Source organism: uncultured Porphyromonas sp., assembly GCF_947254915.1.
In the GTDB taxonomy this organism is placed as follows: domain Bacteria; phylum Bacteroidota; class Bacteroidia; order Bacteroidales; family Porphyromonadaceae; genus Porphyromonas.
In genome coordinates this window covers 1-12685 of the sequence record NZ_CAMYEZ010000057.1, presented here as the reverse complement: position 1 = coordinate 12685, position 12685 = coordinate 1, and the positions used below count along the sequence as shown (strand labels likewise).

General features: G+C 50.1%; 11 protein-coding genes. 8 read left to right on the top strand and 3 right to left on the bottom strand.

Translation table 11 applies throughout. The features are described 5' to 3' along the window. The first annotated feature begins 2 nt into the window (after positions 1–2). The 8 genes from Q0X57_RS04710 to Q0X57_RS04675 all read left to right on the top strand — a co-directional run bounded on the left by Q0X57_RS04710 (position 3) and on the right by Q0X57_RS04675 (position 9092). A complete protein-coding gene (locus Q0X57_RS04710) occupies positions 3–2264 on the top strand; it encodes a transglycosylase domain-containing protein (RefSeq protein WP_297728388.1) in 2262 nt (753 codons plus the stop codon). Between the two features lie 503 nt (positions 2265–2767). Next, entirely contained in the window at positions 2768–3523 is a 756-nt protein-coding gene (locus Q0X57_RS04705) for a polyprenol monophosphomannose synthase (RefSeq protein ID WP_297728386.1), read from the top strand. A gap of 1 nt (position 3524) precedes the next feature. After that, positions 3525–4880, top strand: coding sequence for a dihydroorotase (locus Q0X57_RS04700; RefSeq protein WP_297728383.1), 1356 nt, complete (start codon positions 3525–3527; stop codon positions 4878–4880). 175 nt (positions 4881–5055) lie between these two features. Beyond that, positions 5056–5472 (top strand): methylmalonyl-CoA epimerase, encoded by a 417-nt coding sequence (gene mce / locus Q0X57_RS04695; RefSeq protein WP_297728380.1) that lies wholly within the window; start codon positions 5056–5058, stop codon positions 5470–5472. 33 nt (positions 5473–5505) lie between these two features. Next, a complete protein-coding gene (locus Q0X57_RS04690; protein ID WP_297728377.1) occupies positions 5506–7059 on the top strand; it encodes a carboxyl transferase domain-containing protein in 1554 nt (517 codons plus the stop codon). Positions 7060–7071: 12 nt separating this feature from the next. Further along, positions 7072–7305 carry a hypothetical protein gene (locus Q0X57_RS04685; protein WP_297728374.1) on the top strand — a complete coding sequence of 78 codons (234 nt, stop codon included), beginning with the start codon at positions 7072–7074 and terminating at the stop codon, positions 7303–7305. Positions 7306–7370: 65 nt separating this feature from the next. Next, positions 7371–7808 carry a biotin/lipoyl-containing protein gene (locus Q0X57_RS04680; RefSeq protein ID WP_297728371.1) on the top strand — a complete coding sequence of 146 codons (438 nt, stop codon included), beginning with the start codon at positions 7371–7373 and terminating at the stop codon, positions 7806–7808. A gap of 201 nt (positions 7809–8009) precedes the next feature. Further along, a complete protein-coding gene (locus Q0X57_RS04675) occupies positions 8010–9092 on the top strand; it encodes a hypothetical protein (protein WP_297728368.1) in 1083 nt (360 codons plus the stop codon). A gap of 4 nt (positions 9093–9096) precedes the next feature. On the opposite strand, the gene Q0X57_RS04670 is transcribed toward Q0X57_RS04675, so the two are convergent. The 3 genes from Q0X57_RS04670 to Q0X57_RS04660 form a co-directional block, all read right to left on the bottom strand. Further along, complete coding sequence (locus tag Q0X57_RS04670; protein ID WP_297728365.1) at positions 9097–9684, bottom strand: hypothetical protein; 588 nt, start codon at positions 9682–9684, stop codon at positions 9097–9099. Then, complete coding sequence (locus Q0X57_RS04665) at positions 9684–10373, bottom strand: protein phosphatase 2C domain-containing protein (RefSeq protein WP_297728362.1); 690 nt, start codon at positions 10371–10373, stop codon at positions 9684–9686. The genes Q0X57_RS04670 and Q0X57_RS04665 overlap by 1 nt, the downstream gene beginning before the upstream one ends. A 2-nt stretch (positions 10374–10375) precedes the next feature. Beyond that, positions 10376–12685: helicase HerA-like domain-containing protein (locus Q0X57_RS04660; protein WP_297728359.1), on the bottom strand; the 2310-nt coding region annotated here is incomplete at its 5' end.

Genomic DNA, 12685 nt, shown 5'->3' with positions numbered 1-12685 from the left:
TCATAGGCTATATGCCTGACGTGGAGCAGTTGCAAAACCCTATTGACAAGTACGCCTCTGTCCTCATCTCCGATGATGGCGTACAGCTGGGATCCTATGCGCATAGCTCTACAAATCGTATATACGTGGGCTATGACGAGCTGGCAGAGCCACTGGTGCAGGCTCTGGTAGCCACGGAGGATGTTCGCTTTTACAAGCACTCGGGCGTTGACGTGCGAGGCGTGGGGCGTGCCGTGATCAAGCGTGGCGTACTGCGCAATACCGCTAGTGGTGGAGGTAGTACCATCACGCAGCAGCTAGCTAAGCAACTCTACTCGCCTCATGCTAAGTCCACCCTACAGCGTCTCTTGCAGAAGCCGATTGAGTGGGTCATAGCGATCAAGCTAGAGCGCAACTATACCAAGGAGGAGATCATTGCGATGTATCTCAATCAGTTTGACTTCCTCTACAACGCTGTCGGTATCCGCTCGGCTGCGCAGACCTACTTTGGCAAGAAGCCCTCAGAGCTGACGCTCACCGAGTCGGCGATGCTGGTGGGTATGTGCAAGAATCCCTCGTTCTACAACCCTGTCCTGCACGCCGATAGCGATGCGCCACTGAATCGTCGCAACACGGTGCTACTACAGATGAAGAAGGCGGGATACATATCCGAGGAGACCTATACGAAAGCTATCGCCGAGCCTCTCAAGATACACTTCACGCGCAACAAGCAATCCGAAGGCTTGGCTCCTTACTATAGAGAGTTCGTCCGTCTCCTCTTGACTGCCAAGAAGCCTAAGCGAAGTGACTACTCAAAGTGGAACCAAGAGCAGTACTCCATCGACTCAATCCTCTGGGAGACACAGCCTATCTACGGGTGGTGTCAGAAAAACAAGAAGTCAGACGGCTCACATTACGATCTGTATGCCGATGGGCTCAAGATCTATGGCACGATTGATAGCCGTATGCAGGAGTACGCCGAGGAGGCCGTTCAGAAGCATATGAGTGAGTTTGTACAGCCCAACTTCAATCGTGAGCTCAAAGGCTCCCAGCAGACACCCTATAGTAGTGACTTGACAGCACAGCAGCGCAAGGAGGCCATCGAGCGTGCTCTGCATAATACGGATCGCTGGAGGTCGCTCAAGAAGCTCGGTATGTCTCCCGAGGAGATTCGCAAGACATTTGATGAGAAGCACAAGATGCGCGTCTGGAGCTACAAAGGGTGGATAGACACGGAGATGACTCCCCGTGACTCGGTACTATACTACAAGCGCTTCCTCCACACAGGCTTTATGGCGATGAATCCGCACAATGGCAATATCCTAGCTTATGTCGGAGATGTGGACTTCCGCACATTTAAGTATGATATGGTCTCTCAGGGACGTAGACAGGTGGGATCAACGATTAAGCCTTTTCTCTACTCGCTCAGTATGATACAGGGTATTTCTCCGTGTGAGCAAGTGATGCATCAGCCGATCACGCTCTATGATGCCAATGGCAAGGCGTGGACACCGCGCAATACTGGAGCTAAGCGGGTGGGGGAGATGGTCTCGATCAAGTGGGGACTACAAAACTCCTCTAACTGGGTCACGGCATACCTAATGGGTCGCACCTCGCCCTATACCTTTGTCCGCTTGCTCCACTCCTTCGGCATCAAAGGCTATATAGATCCTGTCGTCTCGGTGGCTCTCGGCACGCCCGATGTGACGGTCAGCGAGATGGTGGCGGCTTACAGTGCATTCGTCAACCAAGGTATCCGTGTCGACCCGATCCCTGTGACTCGCATTGAGGATCGCTATGGCAATGTCGTGGCGACATTTACGGCAAACCTCACGGAGGTACTCCCCGCCCGAGCTGCTCTTCAGATGCTTGATATGATGCGTGCCGTTGTCGACGGAGGAACGGGTGGCAGACTACGCTTCCGGCACAATCTCTCGATGCCTCTAGGCGGTAAAACTGGTACGACACAGCGCAACAGTGATGGTTGGTTCGTCGGGTTCTCTCCAGAGATCGTAGCGGGTTGCTGGGTCGGTGGCGAGGAGCGCTCGATACACTTCCGCTCTATGGCTTACGGTCAGGGAGCCTCTTCGGCACTCCCTATCTTTGGCTACTTTATGAAGGCGGTCTACGCTGATCCTACGCTAGGCTACTCGGTGCAAACTCCGTTCAACGTGCCTGCGGGCTTCTCTCCGTGTGGTGGTCAGGCGACGGTTGACCTGCACGAACCGCTGAGCGATGCCGTCGATGATGCCGTTGATGACGTTCTAGAGCCTATCTTAGAGTGATACACACACCTACAAGTCAAGCATTTACCATCATATAAGCAACAAACTAAGCAAGGGAGGTAAAGGCTCCGAGAGACTGACCTAGTATCTACGTAGACATCAGGTCAGTAGTCTGCAAATATAGCCACAGGTCCTCTCCTACATCGCCCTTGACTTTAATCGCTCACGAGGAATTTTTCAATCGCTCACGAGGAAATGAAAATTCCCCACGGAGGGGCGAGATAAAACTTCGGAAGAATGAAATGAAACTTCGGAAGAAAGGAATCAAAGTTCCGAAGATTTTTTTCGTTCTTCGGTGGAGGATTTCTGTTTTCTACCGAGGCATTTTCCATTTCCTCAACACTACCCCTTGAAGAGCTCATTTTTGACAATTTGTCACTTCGGAGGTTTGCTGTATCTCAGTCAGAGTGCAAGCAGTTTTTTACTACCTTTGTGGTGCTATGATATGAGGTGTCTGAGTACGCCCCACCCTACGCATCACCACTCACCGAGACCACCACGCTATGCACGCTAGCCTTATCATCATACCTACCTACAACGAGAGCGAGAATGTCGCCGAGATGATTCGCGCTGTCCTGGCTCTGCCCGAAGCCTTCGACCTGCTGATCCTAGATGACAATTCGCCTGACGGGACTGCGGAGATCGTCCGTACGCTACAGCAGGAGACGGACTACACGGATCGTCTGCACCTGATCGTGCGCCCAGGCAAAATGGGACTAGGCACCGCCTATCTCACAGGCTTCGAGTGGGCACTGGAGCATGGCTATGACTATATATTTGAGATGGATTGTGACTTTAGCCATCCACTCTCAGCACTCCCCCACCTCCTACGTGCGGTCTCTGAGGAGGGCTACGATGTGGCGGTAGGCTCGCGCTACGTGCGGGGCGGCGGGGTCAAGGATTGGCCACTTAACCGTATCCTCATGAGCTATCTCGCATCGGTCTACGTACGCCTCGTCACCTGGCTACCCGTACGAGACACGACGGCTGGCTTCGTCTGCTACAGACGTGAGGTGCTGGAGGCGATGAGACTAGACGAGGTGCACTTCAAGGGCTATGCCTTTCAGATTGAGATGAAGTACACGGCTCTCTGTTTGGGCTTCAAGATCAAGGAGGTGCCCATCACCTTTGTCAATCGTAAGCTCGGGAGCTCGAAGATGAATGGGTCAATCTTTGGCGAAGCCTTCACGGGTGTCCTCAAGCTACGCTACTGGCGACTCTTCAAGGGCTTCCCCAAGCGTCGTAATCCTGAGAAATAATATGAAACAGATCATACTCGGAGCTACCCTAATCAATGAAGGTCGACAGGTCATCGGCTCCGTATGCCTCTCCGACGAGCGCATCGAGTCTATATATATAGGTGTCGACCAAGCGTCTGAACTCCCAGACGAACTACTCCAAGGAGCGGAGATCGTGGATGCACATGGGCTCTGGCTACTACCTGGTTGCATCGATGATCAGGTACACTTTAGAGAGCCTGGACTGACTCACAAGGGTGACATAGCGCACGAGAGCCGTGCTGCAGTGGCTGGCGGTGTCACCTCTTATATGGACATGCCGAATGTAAAGCCCCCGACGGTCACCCTCGAGGCGCTCCTAGACAAGCGTCAGCGTGCTCAGGAGACAAGCTGGGCAAACTATGCCTTCTACTTCGGCGGGACCAATGACAATGCGCCCGAAGCGTGTGCTATCGACCCAGCCCTGATCCCAGGGTACAAGCTCTTCCTTGGAGCCTCCACGGGGAATATGCTGGTGGACAGCGAGGAGGCTCTTGACTACTTCTTCGCCCATGCCCCGAAGCTCATCGCCACGCATTGCGAGAGCGAGGAGATCATCACACGCAATAAAGAGCTTTACCGCCAGCGGTACGATGGGCATCCCCCTATTGAGGCGCACCCGCTGATACGCTCTCGTGAGGCGTGCTACGCGTCTTCGCACAGCGCCATAGAACGTGCCAAGCGTCTCGGTGCTAGACTACACGTGCTACACCTATCGACAGCAGAGGAGATGGAGCTCTTCTCGGCAGCTCCCCTTTCGCCAGAGAAGCGCATCACCGCTGAGGTGTGCGTCCATCACTTATGGTTTACCGATGAGGACTACAGTCGCCTAGGCAACCGCATCAAGTGGAATCCCGCAGTCAAGACGGCTCGTGACCGTGAGGCTCTACGCCAAGCGCTCGTCGAGGGTCGCATCGATGTAATAGCTACCGACCATGCACCCCACACGCTAGCCGACAAGGAGGGCGATGCTCTCACGGCAGCTTCGGGAGGACCGCTCGTACAGCACAGTCTGCTGATGATGCTGGAGCTGGCTCACGAGGGGCTTTGGTCTCCAGAACTGGTGGTTGAGAAGATGGCGCACGCTCCCGCCCAGCTCTTTGGGGTCCGTGAGCGAGGCTACATCCGCACTGGCTACTACGCCGACCTAGTCCTTGTAGATCCGCATCAGGAAACCACGGTGACTAAGGAGAGTCTCTACAGCAAGTGTGGCTGGTCACCACTAGAGGGCTACACCTTCTCGCATCGCATCGTAGCTACTTGGGTCAATGGACAGATCGCTTACCGTGACGGTCAACTGACCAGTCGTCCACCTGTCCATGCGCTCACCTTCGCCTGAGCGACCTCTCGCCGAGGAACGCAACCGCAGCTTGGATGTCAAGCACATTCGCTACGTTAGCGATTATTATTATATTTGCAGTCGGGTGATGGTCTCCAGAGAGATCGTCCCCGTTTGGAGGGCGTAGCCCCTTCCCCCTTTGAATAGATACACAAATCAAAAAACAGTATAGCGTATGAATCTGTCACACATCGAGCATCTTGGGATAGCAGTCAAGAGCATAGAGGAGGCACTCCCCTTCTTTGAGGGAGTCCTCGGACTAACCTGCTACAACATTGAGGAGGTCGCCGACCAGAAGGTGCGTACCGCATTCCTCAAGATAGGCGAGGTCAAGCTAGAGCTCCTAGAGCCTACGAGCGATGAGAGCCCCATTGCGAAGTTTATTGAGAAGCGTGGCGAAGGTATCCACCACCTAGCACTATCATCAGACGATGTGACACCAGCCCTCGAGGAGCTCAAGGGCAAGGGCATACGCCTCATTGATGAGAAGCCTCGCAAAGGTGCTGAGGGTCTCAACATTGCCTTTGTTCACCCCAAGAGTGCACACGGCATACTCCTAGAGATCTGCGACTGCAAGGATGTCGCTAAGTAATTTCGTCCAATCAAACAAACGCTACATAGAATAATGAGTGTACAACAAGAGAAGATAAAGCAACTCCTTGCCAAGCGTGAGGAGGCTCGTCTCGGAGGAGGCGAGGAGCGCATTGAGAAGCAACACGCTAAGGGCAAGTACACAGCTCGTGAGCGTATCGCTATGCTCCTCGATGAGGGTTCCTTTGAGGAGATAGACATGTTCGTCCAGCACCGCTGCACGAACTTTGGCATGGAGAAGAAGAAGTTCCTCGGAGACGGTGTCGTCGTAGGTAGTGGTACCATTGACGGACGTCTCGTCTACGTCTTCGCTCAAGACTTTACCGTCATCGGTGGCGCACTCGGTGAGATGCTCGCTGCTAAGATCTGCAAGGTCATGGACCTAGCCATGACTATGGGCGCACCTTGTATCGGTCTCAACGACTCAGGTGGAGCTCGTATCCAAGAGGCGGTCAATGCACTCTGTGGTTACGGCGAGATCTTCGAGCGCAACATCCTTGCTTCGGGCGTCATCCCTCAGATCTCTGGTATCTTCGGGCCTTGCGCTGGTGGCGCTGTCTACTCGCCTGCATTGACCGACTTCAACATTATGGTGCGCAACTCCAGCTACATGTTCCTCACTGGTCCTAAGGTGGTCAAGACGGTCACTGGCGAGGACGTCACACAGGAGGAGCTAGGTGGTGCCGACGTACACGCTTCTAAGAGTGGCGTAGCACACTTTGCCGTAGACAACGACGAAGCGGGTATCCAGCTCATCCGCCAGCTACTCTCCTTCCTGCCACAAAACAACATGGAGGAGCCACCCTTCGTTGCTTGCGACGATCCCGCTGACCGCTGCGAGGAGCTTCTCAACGAAATCATCCCTGACTCGCCCAACCGTGCTTACGATATGTACGAAGTGATCGGAGCTATCGTGGATCACGGCGAGTTCCTCGAGGTACATCGCGACTACGCCCGCAACATCATCGTCGGCTTCGCACGCTTCAACGGGCAGAGCGTCGGTATCGTAGCCAACCAGCCCAAGGTAATGGCTGGTAGCCTCGACTGCAACTCTTCTCGCAAGGCAGCGCGCTTCGTACGCTTCTGCGACGCATTCAACATTCCCATCGTCACACTCGTCGACGTGCCAGGCTTCCTCCCAGGTACAGGTCAGGAGTACAACGCTGTCATCACACACGGAGCTAAGCTCCTCTACGCTTACGGTGAGGCTACCGTGCCTAAGATCACGGTTGTCCTACGCAAGGCGTATGGTGGTGCCTACATCGTGATGGGCTCCAAGCACCTTCGCGCAGATATCAACTACGCTTGGCCCTCTGCCGAGATTGCCGTTATGGGTCCGTCAGGAGCCGTCGAGGTGGTCTTTGCCAAGGAGGTCAAGGCAAGCGATGATCCCGCCAAGACAGCTTTGGAGAAAGAGCAAGAGTATCGTGATGCTTTTGCCAATCCATACAATGCTGCTTCCTACGGTTACATCGATGACGTCATCGAGCCGAGGAACACCCGCTTCCGCATCATCCGTGCGCTACAACAGCTACGCACGAAGCGCCAGACGCTCCCCGCTAAAAAGCATGACAACGTACCTCTCTAACCCCTTCTACCGATGGCTACCAAGAAGATAGAAAAGGGTAAGAAGGCACCCGCCAAGAGAGCTAAAAAGGTAGCGCCAGCACCCTCTCCCGAAGAGGTTGCTATAGCGCTCGCCTTAGCGCAGGCTCTAGGCACCCCTCACGACGAGGAGTCCTATCAGCTCACGATACGGCACAAGGAGTTCGACCCTTGGTCCCACAAGCTACAGAACATGCGTGTCACACCACAGAAGCAGTATTATATCTAATCCCAAACGGCAGTACCTTAGCAGGCTAGCTCGCTAGACTACTAAGCACCCATATCAAATTCCTTATGAAAGAATATAAGTATAAGATCGATGGCAAAGAGTACGCCGTCAAGATAGACAAGATCGAGGGTGACCAAGCCCAGCTAGAGGTCAACGGCACCCCATACAGCGTCGAGATCATACAGGAGAAGAAGAAGGAGACCCCGAAGGTCGCCAAGCCTGCTCCTACATCCGCACCCGTTGCTACTGCAGCACCCGCACCCGCTGCGACGCCAGCCTCCACAGGCAAGGGCAAAGCAGTCAAGGCTCCCCTGCCTGGCGTCATCATATCGGTGGACGTACAGGTCGGTCAGCAGGTCAAGCGCGGTCAGCAAGTGGCTGTACTCGAAGCTATGAAGATGGAGAACGGCATCAACGCAGAGTGTGACGGCACCATCACCGAGATCAAAGTCAAGGCTGGAGACTCCATCCTAGAGGGTACAGACATCCTCATCATCGGATAAGAGATACCTATAGCACGCACATAGCTCCTAGACAGTGGCTAGGAGTACTCTATACAAGGCGTAGGGGGAACTGATGCGAGATCTCGCATCGGGGTGCCTCCTCGCCTTTTTTTTCGCATACACTACACAGCAGTCTCGACAGACCGGCTAGACCATCTGCAGACAGCTCCTTACAAGCAATCATCTAAACCCTATTCAATTATGACAAACTTACACCGTGTCCTAGCAGCACTCACCGCAATCGTCTGCGTGACCCTTGCAATGAGTAGTTGTAAACCCAAGCAAGAGCCGACTAAGCCTACAACTACTACAGAGATTCTGCAGATCAAAGACTTTCCCTATCTCAAGAAGGAGTCCAAGATGAGCACCTACACCTTTGAGGAAATCGAGGCTTACGAAAAGAACCTCGGACTGCGCAAGCAGACCAAGAAGACCGACACCTGTCTCATCTATGAGGCTATCGACCCTAACAAGGTCAATCTCACTTACGTTAACTACAAGATTATCCCTGGGGATGAGCTCAAGTCTGGCTTTTTCGTACGAGCCGACCGCTTCACAAAGGATATGTGTAAGCAGCCTGAGCTACGCTCGTACTTTGAGCTCAACGGATTCACCTACGAGGGAGCTAATCAAGACGATTCGGAGAAGTTTGTCAACAAGGACCTCGCCGTACGCTTTTCTCTCTCTAGCACAATGTCTCAAGTCAACCTCACCTTTGCAGATGCTCCCGATCTCTATCACAAGGAGCCAATTCCTGAGAAGCCAACCTTCCAGGCACTCTACCTGCCACTGCTAGATGTCTTCGGTCAGAAGATTAGTCAGGACAGCCCCATCATTGATCGTGAGCGAAAGGCTCACCCCGACTGCGAGATTGAGTTTGTGAAAGCAAACGTTGATAAGGGCTATAAGCATGATGCCATTGTGGTCAATATGCCTTTCATCACAAAGCTCAAGCCTGCTGACCGCAGTAAACCTCGAGCTAGGAGCTACTCCTACGAGTCAAAAAGTGGCTCGACTATAGAAAAGATTTCTTACGTATTCTCTCAAGACTGGGAGAGGGCCAAGATTGCAGGCGATGATGCCCTCATCAAGGACTTTATGACAAAGCACGGCTTTGACTACAAGGGTGATCAGATACTTGAAAACGAGCAAGGGCAAGTCCACCTCTACCAGTATCACAATGCATCTCTAGGTGTGTACTTTGAGTATGTACGCTTTATAAAGCCAGCCTTTATGACCCTCCCCATAGGGGACTACACCAAGACTCCATCAATAAAGTTATAGGACTTCACGCAGAGTTTCCTTTATACACAGAGCCAGCTCCCCGACCATTCGCATCGGAGAGCTGGTTCTCTTTTAGAGACTGCAGACTTTTGCCAATCAAGTCACCTCGAAAAACTTTTCCAGCCTCCAGTCTTTTACCTTTCTCAATCTTGTGAATATAGAGGAGGTCATTGGGTTGAAGGCTACTATTTACAGCTTCAATTACCATCAATGCCTTTTTTCCTTTATGCTCAACGACTTTAAATTTGACTGTTCGATCCATGTACTTTACAAGTACCTCGGAGTCCAACTCTAATTCATGGATGTACACGGCGGAATCTTGGAATCCCCAAATACTATCTACGGAACGAGCCAAAAGATAATCATCCCATGTCGAGAAACCCAAGTATAAGGCTATGGTGTTAAGCGTATAAGAGTTGGTACGATGGTCGTCATCAATATAACCCATTAATCGTTTGAGAGTAGTTACACCGATGGAACGCTGCGTTACGTCCAATATCAACTTGGCCAGCATGTCAAAATCCTTTGCCTGATCAAAGAGCAAACCAGATTTATCTTTTAGGTCGTCAATTACTATATTGCTTAATATCATTATACCGTTACTTTTATGAATGAATAATTATCGTCCATGTCGGGAGCCATATCATCCAAACACTTCAGATTTACCTTGTCGCATGAAATTGCGTATTCTTCAACAGGGAGCTGCTTATGAAATCCATCAGAACATAAAAGAAACATATCTCCTTCTGTAATAGATAGGACTTCAATAGGAATCTCTTCCTTAATTTCATCACCCATGATGGCACGAGTTACAATCGCTGCATACTTCTCATAGATAGAAGAAGTAATGGCCATTTTGTTTGAGAGTTGCTGAACAATAGAATGGTCTGTTGTGCAGAGATCCATTTTGCTCTTGCTAAATTTATACACTCTACTATCACCAAGCCATGTTATGTATGCATAGGTACCTTTAATAAAAAGCACCGCAATGACAGTTCCCATTTTTTTACCACCAATTTCCATCTGTTTAATCATAAGGGCATCATTAGCAAACACTATTGATTCCCTCAAAAGATTTTCAGGAGTATAATTGGTAGTATTCTGCTCCACATACTCCACAATACTTTCAGCCACAGTTTGTGAGGCTATCTCACCATGTGAGTAGCCCCCCATACCGTCAGCTAATACAAATATTGCAGAGTCTGCAGACAGTGAACGATGGATTACATAATCCTGGTTCACTGTTCTACTTCCTCTATTTGAATATTCTATTATGTTCATTCTTATTTTACAGCTTGTATAGTATCTCCACCGTGTTTGGTTACACGAGGACGAATGCTAATCTTTATCGGACGCTGAGTAATCGCTTTATCAGTCGCTTTGTTAGCCCATAGGTAGGCTTCACCCGAGCCCAATGCAGCCATTTCAGTAGCTGTCAGCGTTTGAAGTGGAGTTATAGCCTTTTGAACATGCTTCACCCATGCAGGTGAACTAAAGCGGTGCATCACTACCATCGAACTAAGTTCGATGATTTCTGTAGGCAAACTCATTGGATCCTGACTGGCTATCATGATTGAAACGCCCTTATGACGCATTTCACGAATCGCCGTAGTAATAGAATCTACTAGTTCCTTGTTGTTCATATACTTATGAGCTTCATCAAATACAATAAACTTATTGAATGCCTTACCATCCACAGTCATCACACTTGAGAATATATTGAGCATGACAACAAATAAGCCTAATGCTTCTTCTTTTTCGATAAACTCATCACGCAAGTCAACGATGATAAGTCTGCCCGGGCGAAGGTACTGCTGCAGCTTATAACCATCAGTAATATACTCTTCAGCAAAGTCCAATTTGGTATTGGCCAATGCTCTTTGAGAAGTAGAAAGGTGGTCACTATTAGCAACGCCAGAACGTATGTTGGCCAGTGACATATTGTGACGACAAGCCTTCATAATCTGTTTCAGTTCTTTGATATAAGCAGAATCATTGCCCATCGCAGCTAAGAGGAACAACCAGTCACGAACCGATAATTCGCCTGAATCAAAGCCAATTGAATGAACTTCCAAATCAGGATATTGAGCTTTGCGCAATTCGACCTGAGCTTCAGGAGCAAGAAGGACTACATCTTTTACTGAATTGGGCTCAGCACCGTATTCAGCTTTCAACTTGGCCAACTGCCCAGCTTCATCATTAGGATATACCATTGATGTGAACTCAGGCGCATAATCCATACTTTCACTGAAATGGAATATCACACCTGCCATGGGTGCTGGCAACTTGTTCACGTTAGAGAACTGTTTGAGCACCATTTCTGTTGCAGAACCAATCGTATAGCTCTTTCCTGCGCCTTGCACACCAAAGAGGCTGATGGTATTGCACTCATTGAGGTCCATACCAATAACACGACCATTGGATACCATCTTGCCCAGAACACCGAATTGAGGCGATTCGCTATTCTTACCAATGATAACATCCACTACAGGTTCTTTGTAGTTTGGATCAACCTCCGGAACAACGACTTCATCGTCATGAGATGGTTGCGACGGTATATCCTCTACAGGAGTATCTGTCACAGGAACATCTTTCTCCGGCTTTTCTTCCTTGGTCGGTTCTGTTTCCGAAGGCTGTTCTTCAGCTTCTGGAGTGACTGCAGGAGGCGTTTGAGGTTGCTCAACGTCCTCTTTAGGTTTATCGAATACCACAGAATCGTTATGTTCCTTCTTCTCAGATTTTACTGATTCAGCTGGATCATTATCCACCTTTTTAGACACAATAACTTCATAGTCAGAATCATCAGTCGGAGCAACCACTGTAACAGGCTTAACTGGCGATTCTTGAGTTGGGTTTGTTTGCTCGGCAGGAACGAAAGTGGGTTCGAAGAAGTTCACGAACTCATTGTCCTGAGCCTCCAATACCTGTGTTTTCAAGTTGCTTTTCTCATCAAGAATTTGCTCGATAACAGGATTGCCCATCCTATAAATCACCGTATCACCATAGAAATCTTTCTTTTGGCGCTCAGCCTGCATAAAGTCGAAGATTACGCCAAGACGCTTAAATCGAATAGTATAGCCTTCGGAGAGTTTACTCAAGAACACCTTGTACTCATGAGCCTTGTCCGGATTTAGCTGGCCATATCTCAGTGAACGGTTAATATAGAACTCCAAGAGAGACTTCAACTCAAGCACTTTCAGCTCTCGATCAAGTCTATCATTGCCATCCACTGCAATCTCGAAGTGAGAACGCAGGGCGAAGATGGTATTCTCAATTTGATTTACAATCTTTTGATGAAGTTCGTCTGCTTGGTAATAAGCATTTCTGCATTTAATCTCAACCACATTGAAAAGGATTTCCTTACGGCTGGTATCAATCTTAACCACCAAGTTGTCGGCTCGTTCTTGCTTATCACTATCCAAATCGACAAATAGTTCCCTATGAAGGTCAATAGGAATCATGAAGGATTCTGTTGTAATGCCCTTCTTCTCCAAGAAACGCTTCGTCAACGTGGTACCAATCACCTCAAAGCCTTTTCTCGACGTTGTATTCACCTGCATGATGAGTGAACTACTAACTGAACGAACATCCTC

Coding starts and splice junctions, on each gene's coding strand:
- Q0X57_RS04685 (WP_297728374.1), top strand. CDS start 7,072: ATGGCTACCAAGAAGATAGAAAAGGGTAAGAAGGCACCCGCCAAGAGA.
- Q0X57_RS04670 (WP_297728365.1), bottom strand. CDS start 9,684: ATGATATTAAGCAATATAGTAATTGACGACCTAAAAGATAAATCTGGT.
- Q0X57_RS04705 (WP_297728386.1), top strand. CDS start 2,768: ATGCACGCTAGCCTTATCATCATACCTACCTACAACGAGAGCGAGAAT.
- Q0X57_RS04680 (WP_297728371.1), top strand. CDS start 7,371: ATGAAAGAATATAAGTATAAGATCGATGGCAAAGAGTACGCCGTCAAG.
- Q0X57_RS04700 (WP_297728383.1), top strand. CDS start 3,525: ATGAAACAGATCATACTCGGAGCTACCCTAATCAATGAAGGTCGACAG.
- mce (WP_297728380.1), top strand. CDS start 5,056: ATGAATCTGTCACACATCGAGCATCTTGGGATAGCAGTCAAGAGCATA.
- Q0X57_RS04665 (WP_297728362.1), bottom strand. CDS start 10,373: ATGAACATAATAGAATATTCAAATAGAGGAAGTAGAACAGTGAACCAG.
- Q0X57_RS04690 (WP_297728377.1), top strand. CDS start 5,506: ATGAGTGTACAACAAGAGAAGATAAAGCAACTCCTTGCCAAGCGTGAG.
- Q0X57_RS04675 (WP_297728368.1), top strand. CDS start 8,010: ATGACAAACTTACACCGTGTCCTAGCAGCACTCACCGCAATCGTCTGC.